The sequence below is a fragment of the Streptomyces sp. NPDC048288 genome (assembly GCF_043201555.1).
GTDB lineage: Bacteria > Actinomycetota > Actinomycetes > Streptomycetales > Streptomycetaceae > Streptomyces.
In genome coordinates this window covers 18,398-43,533 of sequence record NZ_JBICZD010000028.1, presented here as the reverse complement: position 1 = coordinate 43,533, position 25,136 = coordinate 18,398, and the positions used below count along the sequence as shown (strand labels likewise).

The window sequence follows — 25,136 nt, the reverse complement described above, 5'->3', positions numbered from 1 at the left end:
CGCCTGTTGCATTCACAGGCCAATCACATCAGCGACCCGAACTTTAACAATCCTTCACTTAAGTGTCGACACGCATTGACCTGCGGTTGACCGCGACGTGGATCACAGCCTTCCCGTACAACCCTTTGCGATCTTCACACTGTGAAACCGTGACGAACCCTTGGTGCTCGCTTGGCTCATGCCTTGCGATCGGGCACCAAGGGCGCATCGAGGGTAGGAATCCAGCCATCCGCTTGGCAGTTCGGCAGACCTGGCTCAGCCGCCCACCGCGCGCCAGCCGTCGAGCACGAGCCCGTCCCGGCTCTCGTCCCGGCGGGCCACCAGCAGCCGCCCGCCGGGCAGCCGGGTCGCCACGGCGAGTCGCCCGCTGCGGCCGACGGCGGCGGCCGGGGCGCCGAACGAGGGGGCGCCGGCCTCCTGCCACCACACGCCCGTGTCGGGCCGGCCGGCCGGATGCGCGCCGAGCGCACAGGTGCCGTCGGTCCCCCGGCCGACCAGTACGGAGTAGCCCCAGCCCGCGAGTTCGACACCCCGGGCCGCGGACGGCGCGCCGGACCCGCTCTCCGGGTCGTCGAGCGGATAGGCGCCGGGGGCACCCGGCCGCCAGAAGCAGGTCCGGCCGGTGCGGGCGTCGCGGAACAGGACCGCGCCCGGCTCGGCGGCCGGGGCCAGGCTGCCCGGGCGGGCGGCGAACGGAAGACCGCGGTCCTCGCGCCAGCTGCCGTCCGGGCCCTGGCACCAGCGCAGCACCGCCGAGGTGTCCCGGGCCCGGGCGAACAGTTCGACCCCGCCGTGCTCGGCGGTCACCGCGACCAGGTCGTCGGCGACCCGCACCCCGCTCAGGTGCTGCCACGGCGTCCACCCGCCGTCGGCCGACCGGCGGCGGTGGCTCACGCTGTGCCCGAAGTTGCGCACGAAGACCCAGAGGTCCCCGGCGGCGTCGAACGCGGCCGCGGGAAAGCCGACTTCGCGTCCCTTGCGCCAGGCGGCGGCGTTCGGGCCGCCGAGGGTGGACCAGGGGGCGAGCGGCCGTCCGGTGCGGTACTGGGCCGTGTGCACCACCTCGACGTCCACCCCGCCGTCGCCGCGCGCGGTCCGGCGCAGCCCGAGCAGATGCGGCAGCCCGTGCGGATCGCGGACCACGAGCAGGCCGGGCAGCAGCCCCGGTCCCTCCAGCAGTTCCGGGCCGCGCCACCGGCCGCCGGGCAGTTCCTCGTACCAGCGCACCACGCCGGCGGCCGTGGGCCAGAACGCGGTGAGCCGGCCGTCGAAGCCGGCCGACAGCCAGTTCACCGGCGCCGGGTGGCGGACGGCGGCGGTGCCCCCGGGGCCCTGTTCGGCGCGCAGGCAGTCCACGTACAACGGCCGCCCGGTCTCGGTCTGGTGGGCCCGGGCCGCGGCGAGCGCCACGGCGGCGGTCTCGGTGTGCGCGTCCGGCACCCCGTAGGAGGGCACTCCGCTCGCCTCGTCCATCCCGGTGTGCACGGGGTCCGGGTCGAGGGTGTGCAGCCGTTCCGGATCGAGCGCGCGCAGTTCCTCCCGCAGGGCCGGCAGCGCGTCCGCGGGATCGACCCCGAGCACCCGGGGACCGCCGTGCGCGCGGCAGCCGCGGCTCTCGGCCGCCACGAGCGCCCGGTCCAGCGCCGCCCGGCCGTCCTTGGCACCGGCCCGCAGACAGACCACCGCGATCCCACTACCGGCCACCGCCCGTTCCACCACCGCCACCGCGTCCCCCGGCTCCGGCACGACGACGGCGACCAGATGCCCACGACCATCCGGCGTCCCACCGGAACCGACGGGGCCGGATACCCCGGTGGGCCTGGTGCCGTCGGACCTGCGTGTCATGTCCTCACGTCCTTCGGCCGGTGGCTGTTCACAGCGGGCTCCAGTCGCCCAGGGTCAGTCCCGGGCCGTTGTCCTGGCGGGCCAGTGCGAGGCCGCCGTCCTCGGTGTGGGCCATCAGGACGACGCGGCCGAGGCCGTCGTGGGCCAGCACCGGATCGCCCTGGCAGACGGTGCCGGTGTCGGTCCACCACACCCCGTGGTGCTCCGCCTCGGCCCCGCAGGCGCCCAGCACGAGGCGGCCCTCGGTGTCCCGGTGGGCCAGCACCGTGCAGGGGTGGCCGTCGAGGGTGGTGGCGAGAGCCGCGTGGCGTCCGTCGCCGGGGTTCCCGCCGAGCGGCACCGGCCAGTTGCCGGGGCGGACGGCGACGGCGCCGCCGCCCACCGCGTCGGTCAGGTAGAAGGTGGCCCGGCCGGGCGAGGTCTCCAGACCGCACGCCGAGCCGGGCAGCGGAACGACGCCCGGATCGGGGCCCCGCTCCGGGACCGCGCCCGGCCTCGGCTGACACCAGGTCAGGGCGCCGGTGGCGGTGGGGGCGAGGAGATGCGTCTGCCCGGTGGAGGTGGCCACGGCGGCCGGTGCGTCCAGGACGGCCGCGACCTTGAGGTCGAGCCAGGGCTCCCAGCGGCCCCGGGCGTCCTCACGGCGCAGGGCCAGCCGCCCCTCGGCCGTGGCGACCAGGATGTGCAGGGCGCCCGAGGTGTCGACGACGGCCGTCGGGGCGCCCATCTGCGCGGTGCGTTCCCGCTTGGCGTGCGGGTTGCCCGCGGACCGCCACTCGCTCAGCGGGCGGCCCGCCTGGTACTGGATCGCGTAGACCAGGTCCACGGCAGGCGCCGTCTCCCCGGTGCCGCGCACCCGGCGGCCGACCAGGTGGGCGTAGCGGTTGCGGCCCTGGGCGACGGTGAGTTCGGAGACTCCCTCGACCGGCAGCACGTCCGGGCCGAGCCAGTCGGGGCCGCCCGGGCGGGCCTCGGTCCAGCGCAGCACGGCGCCGTCGACGTGCGCGTAGGCGAGGAGCCGGCCGTCGTGCCCGGTGAGGAGCCAGGGCCCGGACCGCACGGTGCGGCCCGCCGGGATCCCGCCGGACGGCCGCGCCGCGGCGACCCGGTCGCGCACGGAACCGGCCATCAGCGGCGGGCCTCCGGGTGGCGCAGGCACCAGCCCGCCCAGGCCGAGGTGACCATGGCACGGGCGTCGTGGCGGGCCGTCCAGCCCAGTTCGGCGCGGACGCGGTCGGCCGAGGCGACGACCCGCGCGGGGTCTCCGGCGCGGCGCGGGGCCGCGACCGGGGCGGTCGCCGGGCCGTAGCCGGTCACCTCGCCGATCAGGGTGATCATCTCGCGGACCGAGACCCCCTCGCCGCGGCCGATGTTGACCGTCAGGTCGCTGCCCGGTTCCCGGCCGGGCAGCGCCCGCGCGGCGGCGAGATGGGCGGAGGCGATGTCCTCGACGTGGATGAAGTCCCGTACGCAGGTGCCGTCCGGGGTCGCGTAGTCGTCGCCGAAGATCACCGGGGCGCTGCCCGCGGTGAGCTTCTCGAAGACCATCGGGACGAGGTTGGAGACGCCGGTGTCCGCGAGGTGTCCGGCGGCCGCCCCGGCGACGTTGAAGTACCGCAGGCAGGCGGTGGTCATCCCGTGCGCCCGGCCGGTGGCGCGCACCAGCCACTCCCCCGCCAGCTTGGTCTCGCCGTACGGGTTGAGCGGGACGCAGGGGGTGTCCTCGGTCACCAGGTCCACGTCGGGCATGCCGTAGACGGCCGCGGAGGACGAGAACAGGAAGTGGCGTACGCCGGTCCCGGCGGCGGCCTCCAGCAGGGTCCGCAGGCCCTGGACGTTCTCGTGGTAGTAGTGCAGCGGCCGTTCGACCGACTCGCCGACCTGCTTCTTGGCCGCGAGGTGGACCACACCGTCGATCCGGAGGTCGGTCAGGGTGCGCCGCAGGAGGGTGCCGTCGAGCACCGAGCCCTTGACGAAGGTCACATCGTCGGGGACCCGGGCGGGGTCGCCCGTCGAGAGGTCGTCGTACACCGCGACCCGCTCGCCGGCGGCGAGCATCGCGCGGACGACATGGGCGCCGATGAAGCCGGCACCGCCTGTTATCAGCCACGTCATGGCGCGCATACTATTTCTTTGGCTGCTGTTTACAAATACATCACCGGTTGGGCATGATCGTGCGGTCGTCTGCCCCTTGTACGGTTTGCCCGTACGGTTTCGACCGGGCAGCACCACCGGGACCGGCCACCCCCCACCCGAGTCCTCACCCACCGCACCGCCCCGCCGGGGCACGACCTTTGAGGACTCGAAGCAGGATGAGCCATGTCCCGACGCCCAAGCGCGAGCGCACCGGCAAGCGCCGGACCGGCCGCTGGATCCTGCTCGCCCTGGCCGTTCTGGTCATCGCCGGAGCCGGTACCGGTTACTGGCTCTACAGCGGCATCGACGGCAACATCAAGGGTGTCGACATCGACCGGGCGATCGGCGACGACCGCCCGGAGAAGCTGCCCACCTCGGGCCAGAACGTCCTGATCCTGGGCTCGGACTCACGGGCCGGCGCCAACGCGAAGCTGGACGGCGCCTTGGTCTCCGGCGCCCGTTCGGACACCGCGCTGGTGATGCACATACCCGAGGGCCGCAAGAAGGCCGTCGCGATCAGCATCCCCCGCGACACCCTGGTGACCCGCCCGAAGTGCACCAAGGCGGACGGCACCGAGGTCGCCTCGGCGAAGCGTGTGATGTTCAACTCCATCTACTCCCAGGTCGGCCCGGCCTGTGTCGTCAAGACCGTGGAGCAGATCTCGGGGGTCCGCATGGACCACTACGTCGAGGTGGACTTCGCCGGCTTCAAGGACCTGGTGGACGCGATCGGCGGGGTGACGATCACCGTCGACCAGGACATCCACGACTCCTCCAGCGGTCTGAACATCACCAAGGGCACCCACAAGCTGAACGGCACCCAGTCCCTGCAGTTCGTCCGCACCCGGCACGGCATCGGCGACGGCAGCGACCTCGGGCGGATAGGCCTCCAGCAGCAGTTCCTGATCGCCCTGCTCTCGGAGATCCAGAAGCAGGACCTGCTGGGCAGCCCGGTCAAGGCGTACAAGATCGCCGACAAGCTCACCGCGGCCCTCACCACCGACTCCGACCTCGCCTCGCTCACCAAGCTCGCCGAGTTCGGCCGCAGCCTGAACGGCGTCAACCCGTCCACCATGGAGACGATCATGCTCCCGGTGGCGTACGACAAGGTCGACCCGAACCGCGTGGTGGCCGCCGAACCGCAGGCGTCGACGCTCTGGAAGGCGATCCGCACCGACTCCACGATCCCCGAGTCGGCCAAGAAGTCCCCGGCCACGGGCGGAAGCTGACGGCACATCGGGCCGGTGCTTCAACCGGTCCTTCAGACCGGTGCTGCAGACCGGTGCTTCAGACCGGTCCTTCAGACCGTGCCCCCAGCCAGACACGTCAGGCCTCGCGCCAGGCCTCCAGCGCCAGCCCCGGCTCGTCCTTGCGGCGGGCCAGCAGGATCTGCCCGGTGGACGGCGACCGGGTCGCCGCGGTCACCCGGCCGTCCCCGTCCGTGGTCAGGGCGACCGTCGCGTCCGCCGGGAGCTGCGGTCCGGACTCGGTCCACCAGGCGCCGGCCCGCTCGTCCTGCGTCGGATACGCGGCGAACGCCACCCGGCCGCTCGCCGAGCGCTGGGCGAGCAGGGTGCAGTCGTAGCCGTCGAGTTCGCAGCGGACCGCGGCGACCGGGCCGGGCCCGGCGGAGGGCAGCAGGGTGTACGGCTTGCCGCCCGGCCGCCAGGCGCACAGGTCGCCGGACTCGTCGGTGTAGTAGACGGTCGTGCTCTCGGCCGAGGTGGCGAGGGCGGTGAGGGTGCCCGGGCGGACCGGGGACTCCAGTGCCTCCCGCAGCACCGGCGGCTTGCCCGCCGCCTCCTGGCGCCAGTGCACGATCCCGCCGGGGACGGCCGCGTACAGCTCCACCCGCCCGGACTCGCCCGTCACCGCCGCCAGCCCGTCCTCGACCAGCCGGCCCTTGAGATCCCGCCAGGGGTCCCAGCCGCCCTTCTCCTTCTGCGCGATCATGCCCACCCCGCGCCCCCGGTTGCGGACGAAGACATGGGCCCGGCCCTGCGCGTCCACCGCGACGGCCGGGGCTCCGGTGACCTGGCCCTTCCTGCTCGGGTGGCCGATCGGCTTCCAGTCCAGGGCGGCCAGGTGGGGCCGGAAGTGCGTGGAGTGGACGAGCCCCGACTCGCCGTCCACGGTGGGCCGCCAGGCGACCAGGTGGGCATAGCCGTCGGCCCCCTGCCCCACCGCGAAGCCGGGGAGCAGCCGCTGGTCGCCGCCCACTTGCCGGGGAGTGCCCCAGGGGCTGCCGGGGCCGCGCTCGGCCCGGCACAGCACGGTGTCGCCCGACGGCAGATAGACACTGAGCCGGCCGTCACGGCCGCGGAGGAGCCAGTCGCCGTTCACCGCTTCACTCTAAGCGGGGCCGTTCGGGGCAGTGGCCCGGCCCCGGGCATGCGAGGCTGGGGGCATGGAAGACGAAGCTCCCCTGCTGGTCATCGTCGACGGCGCGAACGTCGTCGGGTCCCGGCCGGACGGCTGGTGGCGGGACCGCAAGGGAGCCGCGGAGCGGCTGCGCGACCGGCTGGCCGAGCAGGGGCTGCCCGGGCATCCGACCCCGGTGGAACTGGTGCTCGTCGTGGAAGGCGCGGCCCGTGGAGTGGAGTCGGTGGCCGGGGTGCGGGTGGAGTCGGCGCCCGGCAGCGGCGACGACCGGATCGTGGAGCTGGCCGCCGACGACCCCGGCCGCCCCCGCCTCGTCGTCACCGCCGACCGCGAACTGCGGCGCCGGGTGACGGAACTGGGCGCGGAGGTGGTCGGGCCGCGCTCGGTGCTGGGCTAGGCCCCGCCCCCGGACGGCCGCCGGCGCTCACGGCACCCGTGCGTACAGCACCGCCCCGTCGACCTCGCCCACCTGCTCGTACCGTGCCGCGAGGAAGCGGCGCAGGCTGGGGACGCGGTCCGGGCCGTACCGCTTGCCCCGGGAGTCGTCAATCACCAGGGCCGGGGCCCGGTCGGCCAGTTCCGCGCGGAAGACCGGCCAGCTGCCCTCGACGGCGTACTTCTCGCCGACCTGGGGGCCGTCCCGGCCGCCGCTGAAGTTGGTGAGGAGACCGGCGGTGAGATAGCGGGTGGCGGGGGCGCGGTCGGCGAGCCAGTACGTCTCCGGGTGTATGCCCCACACCAGGACCGGGTCGCCGGGCGCGGTACGGCGGTCGAGGGTGACCGCGAGCCGCTGGGCGTGCGCGAGTTCGGGCCGGGGGGCGAGGAATCCCCAGGTCAGGAACAGGACGCAGGCGCAGGCCGAGGTGAGGACGGCGGCCGAGGTCCGCTCCCGCGGCAGGATCTGCAGCGCGGCCGTGGCCAACAGGGCGACGGGCGGGGTGAGTTGCAGGAAGTAGTGGCCGAAGAAGTGAAAGCCTAGGGTGACGGCGACCACCGACGCGGCCAGCCACAGCCACAGGTCGGCGGCGCCGGTGCGGGCGATCCGCAGGGCGCGCGCGATCGGCCGCAGCAGTCCGGCGCAGGCCGCGGCGAGGATCGCGGTGTTGGTCAACGCCCGGGCCAGGACGTGGAGTTCGGAGCCGGTGAAGGAGGCGTAGGCGCCGGAGCCGGTGACCGTCCAGAAGGCGAAGCCGGCCGGGTCGGTGACCAGGGCCACGCCGAGCACGGGCAGGACGACGCCGGCGGCCAGCCGCGGCAGCGCGCGGCCGGGGGCGCCGTACCGGTGCAGCAGGAAGAGCACCGGCACCAGCACCGCACCGCCGGTCTGCTTGGTGAGGAAGGCGCAGGCGACGGCGGCCCCGGCGGCGCCCCAGCGGCGGCGGTCGGCGCACCACATCGCGGCCGCCGTGCACGGCAGCATGAACACCTCGAAGGTGGCCGCCTGCGCGTCCTCCGGATTGAGCCCCACCGAGACCAGCAGATACAGCACCCCGGCGCTGCGGCCCGCGCGGCCGCCCCAGCGGCGCCGGGCGATCGAGGCCAGCAGCACCGCGGTGGCCAGCTGGGCGAGCACCGCCAGCCCCCGGACCGGGGTGAGCGACCCGGACCCGAAGACCGCGAACACCCCCTCGTACAGCCAGGGCAGCAGCGGCGGCTTGCGGTCCACCACCGTCTCGTACAGCTGTCCGCCGCGCGCCAGTATGCGGGCCTGTACCGCGAGATAGCCCTCGTCCGGGTTCCACAGCGGGCGCAGGAAGGACGGCACCCGGGTCACACAGGCCAGCAGCGCGAGCAGCGGCAGCAGCCGCGCCCAGTACCCCTTCCCTGCGACTACGGACCGTGGCGGGACGAGGGGTGCGACAAGCATGGAGAGCACGCTATCCGGCCCCGCAGTCCCATCCGGACGGGACATACGGGGCCGGAGTGGCGAGCCTGGTGTTCACGGAGCGTCCACCGGTGTCCGCTCCTGTCCGGCGAGACGGCTGTGCGAGCGGCCGTAGAGGAAGTAGACGACGAAGCCGATGACCATCCAGATGGCGAACCGCAGCCAGGTCTCGGCGGGCAGGTTGAGCATCAGCCACAGCGAGGCCAGCACGGACACGATCGGCAGCACCGGCACCCACGGGGTGCGGAAGGAGCGCTCCAGGTCGGGGCGGGTGTTGCGCAGGATGATCACGCTGATCGCGACGACGATGAAGGCGAAGAGCGTGCCGATGTTCACCAGTTCGGCGAGTTCGCTGAGACTGGTGAAGCCGGCGACGATCGCGATGACGACACCCAGCAGGATGGTCGGCCGGTACGGGGTGCGGAACCTCGGGTGGGTGTGCGAGAAGAACCTCGGCAGCAGCCCGTCCCGGCTCATCGCGAAGAACACCCGGGACTGGCCGAGGAGCAGGATCATGCAGACCGTGGTCAGGCCGATGGCGGCGCCGAAGCTGATCAGGCCCGCGAACCAGGGGTGCCCGGTGGCCTTGAAGGCGTCGGCGAGCGGGGCGTCCACGGACAGCTCGGTGTACTTCTGCATGCCGGTCACCACGATGGCCACGGCGACGTACAGCAGGGTGCAGATGATCAGGGAGCCGATGATGCCGCGCGGTACGTCCCGCTGGGGGTTGCGGGTCTCCTCGGCGGCGGTGGCGACCACGTCGAAGCCGATGAAGGCGAAGAAGACGACCGACGCGGCGGTGAAGATGCCCATCACACCGAAGTTGGAGGGGGCCCAGCCGAACATCAGCTGGATCAGCGGTGCCTTGAGGTTGCCGCCGGCCGCGACGGGCTCCTTGGGCGGCACGAAGGGGCTGTAGTTGCCGCTGTGGATGAAGAAGGCGCCCGCGACGATGACGACCAGCACGACGGCGACCTTGATGGCGACGACGACCGAGGTGACCCGCGCGGAGAGCTTCATGCCGACGACGAGGATCGCGGTGAGGACGAGGACCAGGGCGGCGGCGAGGATGTCGAAGCCGAAGCCGTGGGCGCCGTCGCGTCCGCTGAGGTAGGCGGGCAGGTGCCAGCCGGCGTTGTCGAGCAGCGAGTGGATGTACCCCGACCAGCCGACGGCGACCACCGCCGTGCCGAGCGCCAGCTCCAGCACCAGGTCCCAGCCGATGATCCACGCGGGGAACTCGCCGAGCGAGGCGTACGAGAAGGTGTACGCCGAACCGGCGACCGGGACGGTGGAGGCGAACTCGGCGTAGCAGAGTGCGGCGAGGCCGCAGACGACGCCGGCGACGACGAAGGAGAGCGCGACGGCGGGGCCCGCGGTGTTCTTGGCGGCCGTGCCGGTCAGGACGAAGATGCCGGTGCCGATGATGACGCCGACGCCGAAGACCGTGAGGTCCAGGGCCGACAGCGACTTCCTGAGCGCGTGTTCCGGTTCCTCGGTGTCCTTGATGGACTGTTCGACGTTCTTGGTCCTGAAGAGCGTGCTGCTCACGTGCCTACCTCCCGAGAGGGCCGGGGGTGCGTATGCCCGGCAAAGGCAGGTTCACGCAGATGGGCCGGTCTCGCCACCGGAGAGGTGAGACCGGCCCATCGGGGTGGTTTGGGATTCGTCGGGGAGCGCGGGCCGGATGTGGCTGGTCGCGCAGTTCCCCGCGCCCCTAGAGGGGCGCTCCGGCTAGGGGCGCCTCAAGAGCATCAGTCCCTTGCGGGCTCCACCGAGTCGACTTCCGTGGTCGTGCCGTCCAGCTTGGCCACCAGGCCGGTGACCTGGCGGGCGATGTCCGGGGCCGTGAGACCGATTTCCGCCATCACCTCGGCCCTCGACGCGTGGTCGAGGAAGCGGGGCGGGATGCCGAAGTCGCGGAGGGGGACGTCGACGCCGGCGTCGCGCAGGGCCTGGGCGACGGCGGAGCCGACGCCGCCGACGCGGCTGTTGTCCTCGACGGTGACGACCACCCGGTGGCGCTCGGCGAGCGGGGCCATGGCCTCGTCGACCGGCTTGACCCAGCGCGGGTCGACGACGGTCGTGGAGATGCCCTGTCGGTCGAGGAGGCCGGCGATCTCCAGGCACATGGGGGCGAGGGCGCCCACGGAGACGAGGAGCACGTCCGGGGTGTCGGTGCCGGGCTCGCGCAGGACGTCCATGCCGCCGACCTTGCCGACGGCGGGGACGGCGGGGCCGACCGCGCCCTTGGAGAAGCGGACGACCGTGGGGGCGTCGTCGACCTCGACGGCCTCGCGGAGCTGGGCTCGGACCTGCTCGGCGTCGCGCGGGGCGGCGAGCCTGAGGCCGGGGACGACCTGGAGGATCGACATGTCCCACATGCCGTTGTGGGAGGCGCCGTCGGTGCCGGTGACGCCGGCCCGGTCCAGGACGAAGGTCACCCCGCACTTGTGCAGGGCCACGTCCATGAGGACCTGGTCGAAGGCGCGGTTGAGGAAGGTGGCGTACACGGCGAAGACCGGGTGCAGGCCCGCCGTGGCGAGGCCGGCGGCGGAGACGGCGCCGTGCTGCTCGGCGATGCCGACGTCGTAGATCCGGTCCGGGAAGGTGTCCGCGAACTTCTTCAGGCCGACCGGCTGGAGCATGGCCGCGGTGATCGCGACGATGTCCTTGCGCTCCTTGCCGAGTTCGACCATCTCGTCGCCGAAGACGGAGGTCCAGTCGGCGCCGGAGGCCTTGACCGGCAGGCCGGTGTCGGGGTGGATGGGGCCGATGCCGTGGAAGCGGTCGGCCTCGTCCTGGAGGGCGGGCTGGTAGCCGCGGCCCTTCTCGGTGAGGCAGTGCACGATCACCGGGCCGCCGAACCGTTTGGCCCGGGCAAGCGCCGACTCCAGGGCCTCCATGTCGTGGCCGTCGATCGGGCCGACGTACTTCAGGCCCAGGTCCTCGAACATGCCCTGCGGGGCGATGAAGTCCTTCAGCCCCTTCTTGGCGCCGTGCAGGGTGTCGTAGAGCGGCCTGCCGACGACCGGGGTGCGCTCCAGCAGGTCCTTGCCGCGGGCGAGGAACCGCTCGTACCCGTCCGTCGTGCGCAGGGTCGCCAGGTGGTTGGCGAGGCCGCCGATGGTCGGGGCGTAGGAGCGCTCGTTGTCGTTGACGACGATGACCAGCGGGCGGTCCTTGGCGTCGGCGATGTTGTTCAGCGCCTCCCAGGCCATGCCGCCGGTCAGGGCGCCGTCACCGATGACGGCGACGACGTGGGCGTCGCGTTCGAGCAGCTGGTTGCCCTTGGCGATGCCGTCGGCCCAGCCGAGGACCGTGGAGGCGTGGCTGTTCTCGATGACGTCGTGCTCGGACTCGGCCTGCGAGGGGTAGCCGGACAGGCCGCCCTTCTGCTTCAGCTTCGAGAAGTCCTGCCGGCCGGTGAGCAGCTTGTGCACATAGGACTGGTGGCCGGTGTCCCAGAGCACCTTGTCCTTCGGGGAGTCGAAGACGCGGTGCAGGGCGATGGTGAGCTCGACCACGCCCAGGTTGGGACCGAGGTGTCCGCCGGTCTTGGAGACCGCTTCCACGAGGAAGCTCCGGATCTCCTCTGCCAGCTGGACCAGCTCCTCGGGGCTGAGCCGGTCCAGATCGCGCGGTCCCCTGATACGGGTCAGCAGCGGCACCCGTGCCTCCTTGCAGTAGAGCTGATCGAGCTGTTGCCGGGCTCGTCGAGTCTAATGTTCCGCCCGGGCGGGACGACGCCGGGCTGTACGTCATACGTCACGCGAACGGCCGTACCCATCGAAAGGGTTCCTGAGACACAGCTGTGCCCGGTGCCTTTTCGGACACCGGGCACAGCTGTGCTGGCTCGGAGGCGCTATCCGCGCCCGGCCGCCTTCTGGCTCTTGCGGGAGACCGAGTCGATGACGACGGCACCCAGCAGAACACCACCGGTGATCATGTACTGGATCGAGGTGTTCATGTTCAGCAGGTCGAGGCCGGTCTGGATCGACTGGATGACCAGCATGCCCAGGAGGGCCGACCACACCGTGCCGCGGCCGCCGAACAGCGACGTGCCACCGATGACCGCCGCCGCGATGGCGAGCATCAGCGTGTTGCCGCCACCGGCGTTGAGCGTGGCGCTCGCGGTCTGACCGGCGAAGAACATGCCGCCGATCGCCGCGAAGCCGCCGGAGATGGCGAAGACCGTGATCCGGACCAGCGGCACGCTGATACCCGCACGGCGGGCCGCCTCGATGCCGCCGCCGACCGCGAAGACCTTGCGGCCGAAGGTCGTACGACGGAGCACGAAGTCGACGACGACCAGGGAGGCCAGGAAGATCACCAGCGCGTTGGAGACACCGGACGCGTTGTTGAGGACGGCCGCGGCCACGAAGGACGCGATCGCCAGCAGGGCGACGCGGATGGCGATCTCGCTGGTGGGCCGGAACGGCACACCAGCGGCACGGCGCCGGCGCTGCTCGTTGAACTGGCCCAGCGCCGAGAGCACGACACCGAGGCCGGCCAGCAGGTACGCGCCGATGATGGCCTGGTCCATGAAGAAGGAGGACTGGCCGAGGATGTGCACCGGACCGCTGTCGGCCGGGATGTTGATCGTGCCGCTGTCACCCAGCAGCCACAGCATCAGACCGTTCCAGCCGAGGAAGCCGGCCAGGGTGACGACGAACGCGGGTACGCCGATCTTGGCGAAGAACCAGCCGTGCAGCGCGCCGATGCCGATGCCCGTGATGATCGTGAGGATCAGGGCCAGCCACTGGTTCATTCCGTGGTTGACCACGAAGACGGCGAACACGGTGGAGGCGAGTCCGCTCACCGAGCCGACGGACAGGTCGATCTCGCCCAGCAGCAGTACGAACACCAGGCCGATGGCGAGCATGCCGGTGGCCGCGAGGAAGTAGCTGATGTTGGAGAGGTTGTCCGCGCTGAGGAACAGGCTGTTCTTCACCTGGAAGATGGTCCAGATGATGATCAGGCCGATGACGACCGGCAGCGAGCCCAGCTCACCGCCGCGCACCCGGCGCTTGAACTCCGTGAGGTAGCCCTTGAAGCCCTCCTCACGGACCAGCAGCCGCGGGTCGACGACCGTGACCGGCGCGGCCGTGGGGTCGTCGGCGGGGGCCACCGTGGTCGGGGCGGCCTCGGCCACCTCGGTCTTGCCGAGCTCGGGCGACTCTTCGCCCTTCACGGTCTTGGACGTCTCGCTCACTTTGCCGCCTCCGGAGTGCGACGATCCGCACGACGGGTCACGGCGTTGTCCGTGGCGCCCGTGATCGCGGCGATGATCTCTTCTTGGCTGGTGCTCTTCACGGGGAAGAACCCGTTGTTCCTGCCCAGGCGCAGCACGGCGACGGTGTCGGCGACCGCCTTGACGTCGGCCATGTTGTGGCTGATCAGGATGACGGCGAGGTTGCGCTCGCGCAGTCGCTCGACGAGGTCGAGGACCTGCGCGGTCTGCTCGACACCGAGGGCGGCGGTGGGCTCGTCGAGGATGACGACCTTCGGGTCGCCGATGAGGGCGCGGGCGATGGCCACGACCTGGCGCTGACCGCCGGAGAGGCTGGCGATCGGGATGCGCACGCTCGGGATGCGGATGGAGAGCGTGCTCAGCAGCTCGCGCGCCTGCTTCTCCATCGTCACCTCGTCGATGACGCCCCGGTGCAGGAGCTCACGACCGAGGAAGAGGTTGCCGACCACGTCGAGGTTGTCGCAGAGCGCGAGGTCCTGGTAGACCGTCGCGACGCCGAGCCCCTGGGCGTCGTGCGGCTTGTTGATGCTGACCGGGTTGCCCTCCCACTCGATGACGCCCTCATCGATGGGGTGCACACCCGCGATCGTCTTGACCAGGGTCGACTTTCCTGCGCCGTTGTCGCCCACCAGGGCGACCACTTCTCCGGCGTGGACCTCCAGGTCGACATCGGTGAGGGCCTGGACCGCACCGAATCGCTTGGAGGCTCCGCGCAACGCCAGCACGGGCGTAGCGGACACGTGAACCATCTCCTTCGCCGCCTGACCGGCGGGGATGCCGCGCTTGTTGATCAGGCGCGGAGGGTCGTGCGGTACCTCGGGGTGTCGTCGGTGTTCGCACGCGGTTTACAAGATGAACATGCGCGAATCCGTCACGCTTGGCAACGGGTCCGTCCGACGCCCGCTCCGGCAGCGGGGTATGAAGGCCGGAGCGGGCGTCGGAGGGGTTTCGCGAGACCGCCGGACGGGGTGGGCACCTTGCGGAAGGGCCGTGCACGTCGGGCGGCCGGGGCCCGGGTGTCGTACTGCGATCACCCGGGCGCTGGCGGCCGGAGCCGTACGGCTCCGGTGCTGACTACTGCAGGCCGGCGGCCTTGCAGGCCTTCGCGAACTCGGCGGTGCAGATGTCCGCGACGGTGTACAGCTTGTCCTTGATCACCGTGTCGTTGATGTTGGCCTTGGTGACCGACACCGGGGTGAGGAGCTGCGAGGGCACCTTTTCGCCGGAACCGCTGGTCTGCGTGGTGGTGGCGAGCGAGGAGATGCTCTTGCCCTCCAGCAGGTCCACGGCGATCGTGGCGGCGGCGTCGGCCTCCGGCTTGAACGCCTTGTAGACGGTGGAGGACTGGGTGCCGGCGACGATGCGCTGGATACCCGCGAGCTCCGCGTCCTGACCGGTCAGCGGGATGCCGCTGATGCCGGCGCCCTTGAGGGTGGTGGCGATACCACCGGCCATGCCGTCGTTGGCGGAGTAGACGCCCGCGATGTTCTTGGCACCGAGCTGCGTGATGGCCGCCTTCACCTTCTGCGCGGCGACGGTGTCCTTCCACAGGCCGGACTGCTCGTAGGCGATGTCGACCTTGCCGTCCAGGGCCTTGTGGGCACCCGCCTTGAACTGGGCGGCGTTCGGGTCGGCGTCGTCACCGTTGATCATGACGATCTTCGACTTGGTGGTCGCCTTGGAGCCGAGGGCGGACAGCAGGGCCTCGCCCTGGAGCTGGCCGACCTTGACGTTGTCGAAGGAGACGTAGGCCGAGACCTTGCCCTGGGCGAGGCGGTCGTACGCGACGACCTTGATGCCCTTGGCGACGGCCGCGTCGATGGAGGACTTGATGGCAGCGGAGTCCTGGGCGGAGATCACGATGACCTTCACGCCCTTGGTGACCATGCTGCTGACCTGCTGGGCCTGCTTGGCCGCGTCACCGGCAGCGTTCGCGTACTCGACCTTGCAGTCGGCACACAGCGAGCTGACCTGCGCCTCGAAGTACGGCTTGTCGAACTTCTCGTAGCGCGCGGTCACGCTGTCGGGGAGCAGCAGGCCGATGGTCTTGCTACCGGAGGAGCTGCTGCTCGACGAGTCGCTCTTCTTGTCATCGCCGGCCTTGCCACAGGCGGCGAGCGACAGCGCCATGGAAACCGCGGCGGTGCCGATCACGACTCTACGCATCGTTGCGTTCATTGGGGGTGCCTCCCTGACAGGGCCGCAACGCTGCGGCCGAGGTGGCTCGAAGTCAACTCGGCCGAAAGTTCGACGTCAAGAAGTAAATACTTAACGAGATGGCAACGGCGCCATTCGTTCTCTAAGTGAAGGCAGGTGTGGCGGCCGGCAACGACCCGTCCAAAAGGGTCGAATCGCCCATCTCACTGAGCGCGAGAGCAAGCGCTCCGAGCACCTCCGCACGGCCACCGAGGGCCCCCGGGAGCACCGAGAGCTGCCGGGCCGCACTGGGGATCGCGTAGCGGCTCACGGACTCCCTGATGGGCCCCAGGACCAGCTCTCCGGCCTCGGCGAGGTCGCCGCCGAGCACCACCCGGCTGGGATTCAGCAGGTTGCAGAGATTGGCCACACCACTGCCGATGTGACGGCCGACGTCGGCGATCACCCGACGGCAGCCCGCGTCGCCGTCCCGGGCCAGCCGCACGACACCCTCCATGGTCAGGTCGGGACCGTGACCGGGCTGGAGGAGCGGCAGCACGTAGCGGGCCGCCGCGAAGGTCTCCAGGCAGCCGCGGTTGCCGCAGCGGCAGACCGGGCCGGACTCGTCGAGTGTAATATGCCCTATTTCGCCCGCCGTGCCGCCGGGACCCCGGTAGATCATCCCGTTGATCACCAGACCGGCGCCGACACCGCTCGCGACCTTGATGTACGCGAGATCGCGGACGCCCTTGCCGCTGCCCCAGACCAGCTCGCCGAGGGCGCCGAGGTTGGCGTCGTTGTCGACGTGGACGGGGACGCCGAGGCGGAGCCTGAGCTCCTCGGCGGGTCTCGCGCCGATCCAGCCGGGCAGGATCGCGCTGGAGCCGAGGGTGCCGGACTCGACGTCGATCGGGCCGGGGACGCCGACACCCACGCCGGCGATCTTCGAACGGTCCACGCCGGTCGCCGCGATCAGGCGGTTGACCAGTTCCTCCGCGCGGTCGAAGCCCTGGCTGGACGACGCGTCCACGTCGAGGGGCTCGGACTCCTCGGCCAGCACCTGGTGGGCGAGGTTGCCGATCGCGACGCGCAGGTGGGTGTGGCCGAAGTCGACCCCTATGACGATCCCGGCGTCTCCGCTGAGGCTCACGCTGCGGGCCCTGCGGCCGCCCGCCGACGTGGGCGTGACCTCGACGGTTCCGCCGTCCTTGAGTTCGCGCACGATGTTGGAGACCGTCGCCGCCGACAGGCCGGTCGTGCGCGCGATCTCCGCCTGCGTGAGCGATCCGGCCAGTCGTACGGCCCGTACGACACGTTCCAGGTTGGCTCGGTGCAGCGACGACTGCGACCCCGGAGTCTCCATCGACCCATCCACTCCCGCCATCGGAGGCGGCCACGATGCCGCCAACGTGACCCAGGTCACATCACTGGAACCGGGTCACTTACAAGTTATGAACTCCAAGCTCTGCTGAACGGGTTACCGCCGTCAAGACCTTGACAGAAATCGTTCGCGGTTCGGGGGTTGCCTGAGGGACATGCTTTCGACATGTCTAGGCCACTGGCCAGCAGGGCGGAGGGCTCATGTGGAGTGTGGGCGCGGCGCCGTCGTGGCTGGTCGCGCAGTTCCCCGCGCCCCTTTCGGGGCGCAGACGTTCCGCTACTTCAAAGCACCGGCGGTCAGACCCGCCACCACCTGGCGCTGGAAGATGATGTATGCGGCAAGCACCGGGAGCATGGCCATCACCAGGCCCGCGAAAAGACCGGACCAGTCGCCCTTGTAGCCCTGGCTGACGGCCAGCTGGACCAGGCCCTGGGTGAGGACGTGCTTGTCGGGGTCGGTGTCGAGGACCGTGGGGAGCATGTACTGGTTCCACTGGCCGAGGAAGTTGAAGATCCCCACGCTGATGAGGCCGGGCTTGGCCATCGGGAGCATGATCTGGAAGAACGTGCGGGAGTGCGAGGCGCCGTCGACGAAGGCGGCCTCGGCCACGGAGGTGGGGAGCGTACGGAAGAACGCCGTGAGGAAGAAGACCGTGAACGGCAGCGAGTACGCGATGTAGACCAGGATCAGGCCGTGGATCGTGTTCAGCAGGCCCAGGTTGTTCACGACGTAGAACAGCGGGACCAGGGCGAGCATGATCGGGAAGCTCATGCCGCCGACGAACAGGTAGTAGATGAAGCGGTTGCCCGGGAAGTCGAAGCGGGCGAGGACGTAGGCCGCCATCGAGCCGAGGACCAGGGTGCCGATGAGCGAGCCGCCGACCACCAGGACGGTGTTCAGGAAGTAGTCGCTCATGTTGGCCTGGGTCCACGCCCGCGACCAGTTGTCGAAGTGCAGCTTGTCGGGCAGCGCCCAGGGCGAGCTGAAGATCGACTTGTCGTCCTTGAACGAGGTCATCACCGCCCACAGCAGCGGTGTGACCACCATCACGGCCCAGATGACCAGGACGCCGTGCGAGAAGACGTTGAGGACCCCGCCCTCGCGCCTGGGCCGGGGCGGCTTCGACGCGGGGGGCTCGACCTTGGTGACAGTGACATCGGTCTCGGTCGTCGTCATCGCTTCAGTACTCCAGCCGCTCGCGACGGCCCAGCCGCATCACGATCGCCGCGAAGGCGAGGGTGACGACCAGCAGGGCGACGCCGATGGTGGTGGCGTAGGCGGCCTGACCGTCCCGGAACGCCTTCTGGTACACGTACAGGACCATCACGGTCGTCGAGTAGTCCGGGCCGCCCGGTCCGGTCGTCATGATCTGTACGACCGCGAACGACTCGGCGCCGAGCGCGAGGATGCCCATGTAGACCCAGCCGGACTGCACCGTGTCCCACAGCAGCGGCAGGGTGATGCGGAAGAAGGTGGCGGCGCGGCCGGCGCCGTCGAGCAGGGCGGCCTCGTAGAGGTCGGTGGGGATGGACGCCATGCCCGCCGAGAAGAGGACCACGAAGAAACCGACCGTGGACCAGACCAGGACGGCCATCACGCACCACAGGGCGAGGCTCGGGTCGCCCAGCCAGAGTGGCTGGATATTGTCCAGGCCGATTCCGCGGAGCAGTGAATTGATCGCGCCGCTGTCCGGGTTGTAGGCGAAGGCGAACAGCAGCGAGACGATCGCGATCGAGAGCACCTGCGGGAAGAAATAGACGATCTTGTAGAAGGAGGAGCCCCGGACCCCGGAGATGACCGGGCCGCCCCTCCTTCTCCGGCCGCCGACATTGATCATGAAGGCGAAGAACAGCGCCAGGCTGATCGTCACCAGCGGCAGCACGAGCGCGAACATCAAGCTGTGCTGCAAGGACTTCCAGAAGATGTCGTCGTGCAGCATCCTCCGGTAATTGTCCAGGCCGACCATCTTGAATTCGGGGCTCAGGCCGGTCCAGTCCGTGAACGAGTAGTAGATGGACTGGATGAACGGCCACACCACGAAGAGCGCGTACAGTCCGAGGGGCAGCGCCAGAAACCCCACAATGAACCGGTACTTGCCGTGCTGCATCGCCACTCCGGTGCCGTCGGGTTTCTGGTTACTGGTGCTTGTAGTGCTTGATCGAGCTGTCCTTGGCGGCCTCGTCGGCGAAGCCCTGGATCTTCTTGACGGCCTCGGCCGGGGTGAGCCGGCCGGCCATCATCTCGCCGAGGCCGGAGACTCCGATCTTCTCCTTCTGGAGCTGCACGTACCAGTCCTGGAGCCGCGGGTTGACCACGTTCGAGCCGGCCAGTTTCAGCGCGGCGACACCCGAGGTGAGGCCGGGGGTGAGGGTGATGCCGTCGGTGCCGCCGTTGTACGCGGTCAGCGACTTCACCTTCGACGTGAAGTTCTTGGAGGAGGCCTCGCTGAGCATGATGCGCAGCTGCTCCATGCCGCCCTCGGCGTTCGCGGCCTTGGCCGGGACGATGAACGGCTCGCCGCCGGAGGCCCAGATGGTGCCGAACGGCATCTTGTCGTTCTTGTCGATGCCGGTGGGCGCGGAGACGGCGAGGTTGAAGTCGGAGGGGATGACGTTCGCCGACTCGTTCTCCACCCAGGAGCCGTTCGGGATGAACAGCGCCTTGCCCTGCGCCCAGGCGGTCTGCGACTGGATGTGGTCCAGGCCCGGGGTGCCCTTGAGGATGTAGCCCTTCTTGTAGAGCTCGTAATAGGCCTCGAAACACGCCTTGACGGCCGGGTGCTTCCAGGCGTTCGGCTCCAGGTTGTCGATCGCGTTCAGGACCTCGACGCCGCCGACCTTGCCGATCATCGGGTACAGCGAGAAGGGGAGGTAGTACGGGTACTTGCCGGCGTAGGTCCAGCCGGCCATGCCCTTCTTCTTGGCCTTCTCGCAGACGGCGATCATCTGGTCCCAGGTCTGCGGGTACTCCGCGTCCAGCGAGTCCAGGGCCTTCTGCGAGTACCAGACGCCGTAGACCGTGTAGGCGTAGTACATGATCCAGACCGGGTCGCCGTCGAACTGGCCCATCTCGACGATCCCGGGCCGCAGCGTGTCGCGGACCTTCTTGTTCGGGTCGTCGTACGACGGCGCGTCGAGCAGCGGGGTCAGATCGGCCAGCTGGTTCTTGCCGACGAGGACGCCCATGTCCATCTGCTCGGCACCGGAGTTGTCGATGAGGTCCGGCGGGGTGCCCTGGTTGAAGCGGGGCTGCAGGGTGGACTGGATCTTCTGGGTGGCGGAGAACTTGACCTTGGCCTTCGGGAAGTCCTTCTCGTAGATCTTGACCGCGTCCTCGGCGTACTCCTTCCCGAAACCGCCGTCGAAGAGGACGAATTCCATCTGCGCGGTGTCGTTGACGCCCAGCGGGTTCTTGGTCGTCTTCTTGCCGGCCTTGTCCTTGGACTGGCCGCCTCCGCCGCTGCTGGCGCAGGCGGAGAGGAATCCGACGGTGGGGACCGAAACCAGGCCGAGTGCGGCCGAACGCTTGATCAGATCGCGGCGGCCGACACCCTCGGAACCGTGGTTCGCTGCGGAAGTGGATCCCATGCTCAAGTCCTCGCCCTCTCCAGGACTCAGGCGGTGAACCGGATCCTCCCCGGCACCGCGGTCGGGTAGTGCTGGGTCGTGCAGGAAGTCATGCGGGAAACGCCGACAGGTATAGTCCACTTCCCGCCAGCGGGGCAAGATCGAATGCAAGGTTCGCCGTCGGTCTTTTCCTAGTTGAGACCTGTCGGAAATATGAGCGACCTGTGTACGCCTTGCCGGAAAAAGAGCCGACATAGCCCCCTGAATGCCGCAGCCAACACCCTTGACATCACGGGTCACTTGACCACCTACTGGTTCCTGCGCCACGCAGCTGACAACGTTGTCTCATGTGGCAGGGAGGGTACCCGTTGTGATGCAGCGGACAACGCAGCGAAGAACAGGACACAGATCTGGTACGGCGGTCGTGATCACGGCCGCCGTAGTCATGACCCTGGGCTCCCAGGGTGCCGCGGTCGCCCTGCCGGACCGGGCGCCGGCCGCCGCGACCCAGTTCGCCTCCTCCTTCGAGTCCGGCGATCCGTCACCCGACTGGACCGACACCGTCGACACCGACCCGGGCGGCGCCCCGCGCGCCTCGGGCGTGGACGGCGGCTACAGCACCGGCATCCCGGGCAACGTCACCGACCATGTGACCGACGAGCGGGCGAGCGGGGAGAACACCGGCGCGGGCGAGGTGAAGGAGAACCTCGTCGACGGGGAGCCGGGCACCAAGTGGCTGACCTTCGAGCCCACCGGCTGGGTCGAGTTCGACTTCGACAAGCCCATCAAGCTGGTGACGTACGCCCTCACCTCGGCCAACGACTACGACGAGCGCGACCCCAAGGACTGGACCCTGCGGGGCTCCACGGACGGCAAGGACTGGAAGACCCTCGACACCCGGACCGACGAGACCTTCGCGGAGCGGTTCCAGACCAGGTCGTACGATCTCGCCACCCCCGCCGAGTACCAGCACTTCCGGCTCGACGTGACGCGGAACAACGGCGCCTCCGACATCCTGCAACTCGCCGACGTGCAGTTCTCCACGGGCGGCAGCGGTGGTCCCGTGCCCCAGGACATGCTCTCGCTGGTCGACCGGGGCCCGAGCGGCTCGCCGACCGCGAAGGCGCGGGCCGGGTTCAGCGGGACGCACGCGCTGCGCTACGCCGGACGGCACACGGCGAGCGGCCGGGCGTACTCGTACAACAAGGTCTTCGACGTGGACGTGAAGGTCGGCCGGGACACGCAGTTGTCGTACCGGATCTTCCCGTCCATGGCCGACGGCGACCTGGACTACGACGCGACCAACGTCTCCGTGGACCTGGCCTTCACCGACGGCACCTATCTGAGCGGCCTGGGCGCCATGGACCAGCACGGTTTCGCGCTGTCCCCGCGCGGCCAGGGCGCGTCGAAGTCGCTCTACGTCAACCAGTGGAACAACGTGTCGTCGGTGATCGGTTCGGTCGCGGCCGGCAAGACCGTCGACCGGATCCTGGTGGGCTACGACTCCCCCGCCGGGCCCGCCAAGTTCCGCGGCTGGATCGACGACGTGTCCCTGAAGCCGGTCGCCCCCGAGAAGCCCAAGGCACACCTGTCCGACTACGCGCTGACCACCCGCGGCACCAACTCCAGCGGCAGCTTCTCGCGCGGCAACAACTTCCCGGCGACGGCGCTCCCCCACGGCTTCAACTTCTGGACGCCGGTGACCAACGCGTCCTCGGAGAGCTGGCTGTACGAATACGCCCGCGCGAACAACGACGCCAACCTGCCGACGATCCAGGCGTTCAGCGCGAGCCATGAGCCGAGCCCCTGGATGGGCGACCGGCAGACCTTCCAGATGATGCCGTCCGCCGCCTCCGGCACCCCGGACACCGGCCGGGAGGCACGGGAACTGGCCTTCCGGCACGAGAACGAGACCGCGCGGCCCTACTACTACGGGGTGCGGTTCGAGAACGGGCTGAAGGCCGAGATAACGCCGACCGACCACGCGGCCGCGCTGCGCTTCACCTACCCGGGCGACGACGCGAGCGTGATCTTCGACAACGTGACCGAGCAGGCGGGCCTGACCCTCGACAAGGAACACGGCATCGTCACCGGCTACTCCGACGTCAAGTCCGGGCTGTCGACGGGCGCCACCCGGCTCTTCGTCTACGGCGTCTTCGACAAGCCCGTGACGAACGGCGATTCCAGCGGGGTCAAGGGCTACCTCCGCTTCGACGCGGGCGCCGACCACACCGTCACCCTCCGCCTGGCCACCTCCCTCATCAGCGTCGACCAGGCCGAGGACAACCTGCGCCAGGAGATCCCGGACGGCACCTCCTTCGACAAGGTGAAGGCGCAGGCGCGGAAGGTCTGGGACAAGCTGCTCGGCAAGGTGGAGGTGGAGGGCGCCACGGCCGACCAGCTGACCACCCTCTACTCCAGCATGTACCGGCTGTACCTGTACCCCAACTCCGGCTTCGAGAAGGTCGGTTCGACGTACCAGTACGCCTCCCCGTTCTCGCCGATGACCAGCCAGGACACCCCGACGCACACCGGCGCGAAGATCGTGGACGGCAAGGTGTACGTCAACAACGGCTTCTGGGACACCTACCGGACCACCTGGCCGGCCTACAGCCTGCTGACGCCCGCTCAGGCCGGTGAGATGGTCGACGGGTTCGTGCAGCAGTACAAGGACGGCGGCTGGACCTCGCGCTGGTCCTCCCCCGGCTACGCCGACCTGATGACCGGCACCTCCTCGGACGTGGCGTTCGCGGACGCGTACGTCAAGGGCGTGCACTTCGACGCCAAGGCGGCCTACGACGCGGCCCTGAAGAACGCGACCGTCGTACCGCCCTCCTCGGGCGTCGGCCGCAAGGGCATGTCGACCTCCCCCTTCCTCGGCTACACCAGCGACGACACCCGTGAGGGCCTGTCCTGGGCGATGGAGGGATACGTCAACGACTACGGCATCGCCGAGATGGGCAAGGCGCTGTACAAGAAGACGGGCGAGAAGCGCTACAAGGAGGAGTCGGACTACTTCCTCAACCGCGCCCAGGACTACGTGAACCTCTTCGACTCCGAGGCCGGCTTCTTCCAGGGCAAGGACGCCCGGGGCGACTGGCGGGTGGACTCGTCGTCGTACGACCCGCGTGTCTGGGGCTACGACTACACCGAGACCAACGGCTGGGGCTACGCCTTCACCGCCCCGCAGGACAGCCGGGGCCTCGCCAACCTGTACGGCGGCCGGTCCGGCCTCGCGGACAAGCTCGACGAGTACTTCGCGACGCCCGAGACCGCCTCGCCCGACTTCGTCGGCTCCTACGGCGGGGTCATCCACGAGATGACCGAGGCCCGGGACGTCCGGATGGGCATGTACGGGCACTCCAACCAGGTCGCGCACCACGTCATCTACATGTACGACGCGGCGGGCGAGCCCTGGAAGGCGCAGGCGACCGTCCGTGAGGCGCTCTCCCGGCTCTACCTGGGCAGCGAGATCGGCCAGGGCTACCACGGCGACGAGGACAACGGCGAGCAGTCGGCCTGGTACCTCTTCTCCGCCCTCGGCTTCTATCCGCTGGTGATGGGCAGCGGCGACTACACGATCGGCTCCCCGCTGTTCAAGAAGGCGACCGTGCACCTGGAGAACGGCCGCGACCTGGTGATCCGGGCCCCGCAGAACAGCGCGCGGAACGTGTACGTCCAGGGCGTCAGGGTCAACGGCCGCATCTGGACATCGACCTCGCTCCCCCACTCGCTCATCTCCCAGGGCGGTGTCATCGACTTCACGATGGGCCCGAAGCCGTCGACCTGGGGCACGGGCAAGAACGCCGGCCCGGTCTCCATCGCCCAGGACGACAAGGTCCCGGCCCCTCGCGCCGACGTCCTCAAGCCCGACGGCTCCCTCTTCGACAACACCTCGGCGACCCAGCAGACCCTGACGTCGGTGGACCTGCCGGTGACCAAGTCGGCCAAGGGCGTCCAGTACACGCTCACCTCACCGTCGGACCACACCAAGGCCCCGACGGGCTGGACCCTCCAGGCCTCGGCGAACGGCACCGACTGGAAGACCGTGGACCGCCGCTCGGGCGAGACCTTCGCCTGGAACCTCCAGACCCGGGCCTTCACCATCCAGAAATCCGGCACGTACACCCACTACCGGCTCGTCCTGGACAGTGAATCGACCCTCTCGGAGGTGGAGTTGCTGGCCTGACACACCACCGGCACGAAAGGGGGCGGGCCCGGAGGACACTCGGGCCCGCCCCTCTCGTCGTTCAGACCTCCGGGATCTCCCCGTCGATCAGCGGCAGCACGCGCCGCAGGGCCGCACCCCAGGCCGGTGTACAGGTCCTCGATCCAGACGTCCCTTCTTCCCAGGGTGCCGTCCGGATCGACCGACAGCAGACCCGTGACCATGCTGTACTCACGACCGGCGAAGTACCAGAGCCGCACCGCCAGGTCGCCACGCCGGAACACCAGACCGAGGCCGTCGTCCTCCGGCTCCGAGAAGCCCTCGGTCTCGGTGAGGTACGCGAAGGCCGTGCGCGCTTCCGACCGGAACTCCTTCGGCAGGTC

The 25,136-nt window shown here is 70.0% G+C and carries 17 protein-coding genes; 3 read left to right on the top strand and 14 right to left on the bottom strand.

Annotated elements, in window-relative coordinates:
• Positions 1–255: 255 nt before the first annotated feature.
• Genes ACGFZS_RS48995 through galE form a run of 3 tightly spaced genes read right to left on the bottom strand, consistent with a single transcriptional unit; the run spans position 256 to position 3,960 of the window.
• Complete coding sequence (locus ACGFZS_RS48995) at positions 256–1,845, bottom strand: hypothetical protein (protein WP_393800711.1); 1,590 nt, start codon at positions 1,843–1,845, stop codon at positions 256–258.
• Between the two features lie 28 nt (positions 1,846–1,873).
• Complete coding sequence (locus ACGFZS_RS48990; RefSeq protein ID WP_393800710.1) at positions 1,874–2,974, bottom strand: hypothetical protein; 1,101 nt, start codon at positions 2,972–2,974, stop codon at positions 1,874–1,876.
• Positions 2,974–3,960, bottom strand: coding sequence for a UDP-glucose 4-epimerase GalE (gene galE, locus ACGFZS_RS48985; protein ID WP_393800709.1), 987 nt, complete (start codon positions 3,958–3,960; stop codon positions 2,974–2,976). The genes ACGFZS_RS48990 and galE overlap by 1 nt, the downstream gene beginning before the upstream one ends.
• Before the next feature lie 197 nt (positions 3,961–4,157).
• Here galE and ACGFZS_RS48980 point away from each other — a divergent pair, with 197 nt between their 5' ends.
• Positions 4,158–5,210 carry an LCP family protein gene (locus ACGFZS_RS48980; RefSeq protein ID WP_393800708.1) on the top strand — a complete coding sequence of 351 codons (1,053 nt, stop codon included), beginning with the start codon at positions 4,158–4,160 and terminating at the stop codon, positions 5,208–5,210.
• 97 nt (positions 5,211–5,307) lie between these two features.
• On the opposite strand, the gene ACGFZS_RS48975 is transcribed toward ACGFZS_RS48980, so the two are convergent.
• The gene (locus ACGFZS_RS48975; RefSeq protein ID WP_393800707.1) at positions 5,308–6,324 is read right to left on the bottom strand and encodes a hypothetical protein; all 1,017 of its coding nucleotides are present in this window, start codon (positions 6,322–6,324) and stop codon (positions 5,308–5,310) included.
• A 64-nt stretch (positions 6,325–6,388) separates the two neighbouring features.
• Here ACGFZS_RS48975 and ACGFZS_RS48970 point away from each other — a divergent pair, with 64 nt between their 5' ends.
• Positions 6,389–6,760, top strand: coding sequence for an NTP pyrophosphohydrolase (locus tag ACGFZS_RS48970; RefSeq protein ID WP_365685773.1), 372 nt, complete (start codon positions 6,389–6,391; stop codon positions 6,758–6,760).
• A gap of 27 nt (positions 6,761–6,787) precedes the next feature.
• On the opposite strand, the gene ACGFZS_RS48965 is transcribed toward ACGFZS_RS48970, so the two are convergent.
• The 10 genes from ACGFZS_RS48965 to ngcE form a co-directional block, all read right to left on the bottom strand.
• Entirely contained in the window at positions 6,788–8,230 is a 1,443-nt protein-coding gene (locus ACGFZS_RS48965) for a glycosyltransferase family 39 protein (RefSeq protein ID WP_393800706.1), read from the bottom strand.
• 72 nt (positions 8,231–8,302) lie between these two features.
• Entirely contained in the window at positions 8,303–9,799 is a 1,497-nt protein-coding gene (locus ACGFZS_RS48960) for an amino acid permease (RefSeq protein ID WP_393800705.1), read from the bottom strand.
• A gap of 203 nt (positions 9,800–10,002) precedes the next feature.
• The gene (dxs, locus tag ACGFZS_RS48955) at positions 10,003–11,919 is read right to left on the bottom strand and encodes a 1-deoxy-D-xylulose-5-phosphate synthase (protein ID WP_393800704.1); all 1,917 of its coding nucleotides are present in this window, start codon (positions 11,917–11,919) and stop codon (positions 10,003–10,005) included.
• Between the two features lie 194 nt (positions 11,920–12,113).
• Positions 12,114–13,463 carry a sugar ABC transporter permease gene (locus ACGFZS_RS48950; protein ID WP_393800703.1) on the bottom strand — a complete coding sequence of 450 codons (1,350 nt, stop codon included), beginning with the start codon at positions 13,461–13,463 and terminating at the stop codon, positions 12,114–12,116.
• Positions 13,460–14,251, bottom strand: coding sequence for an ATP-binding cassette domain-containing protein (locus ACGFZS_RS48945; RefSeq protein WP_355724003.1), 792 nt, complete (start codon positions 14,249–14,251; stop codon positions 13,460–13,462). Before ACGFZS_RS48945 ends, ACGFZS_RS48950 begins: the two co-directional genes overlap by 4 nt.
• 325 nt (positions 14,252–14,576) lie before the next feature.
• Positions 14,577–15,668, bottom strand: coding sequence for a substrate-binding domain-containing protein (locus ACGFZS_RS48940; protein ID WP_359217176.1), 1,092 nt, complete (start codon positions 15,666–15,668; stop codon positions 14,577–14,579).
• Between the two features lie 133 nt (positions 15,669–15,801).
• On the bottom strand, positions 15,802–17,001 hold the full coding sequence (locus ACGFZS_RS48935; RefSeq protein ID WP_393800702.1) for an ROK family transcriptional regulator: 1,200 nt from the start codon (positions 16,999–17,001) through the stop codon (positions 15,802–15,804).
• 294 nt (positions 17,002–17,295) lie between these two features.
• Positions 17,296–18,195 carry a carbohydrate ABC transporter permease gene (locus ACGFZS_RS48930; protein WP_393800701.1) on the bottom strand — a complete coding sequence of 300 codons (900 nt, stop codon included), beginning with the start codon at positions 18,193–18,195 and terminating at the stop codon, positions 17,296–17,298.
• A gap of 4 nt (positions 18,196–18,199) precedes the next feature.
• Positions 18,200–19,126: a sugar ABC transporter permease gene (locus ACGFZS_RS48925; RefSeq protein WP_359217185.1), complete on the bottom strand. Its 927-nt coding sequence runs from the start codon at positions 19,124–19,126 to the stop codon at positions 18,200–18,202.
• A gap of 28 nt (positions 19,127–19,154) precedes the next feature.
• Entirely contained in the window at positions 19,155–20,606 is a 1,452-nt protein-coding gene (gene ngcE / locus ACGFZS_RS48920; RefSeq protein WP_393654519.1) for an N-acetylglucosamine/diacetylchitobiose ABC transporter substrate-binding protein, read from the bottom strand.
• 424 nt (positions 20,607–21,030) lie between these two features.
• Here ngcE and ACGFZS_RS48915 point away from each other — a divergent pair, with 424 nt between their 5' ends.
• Positions 21,031–24,774: a GH92 family glycosyl hydrolase gene (locus ACGFZS_RS48915; protein ID WP_393800725.1), complete on the top strand. Its 3,744-nt coding sequence runs from the start codon at positions 21,031–21,033 to the stop codon at positions 24,772–24,774.
• Positions 24,775–25,136: the final 362 nt, after the last annotated feature.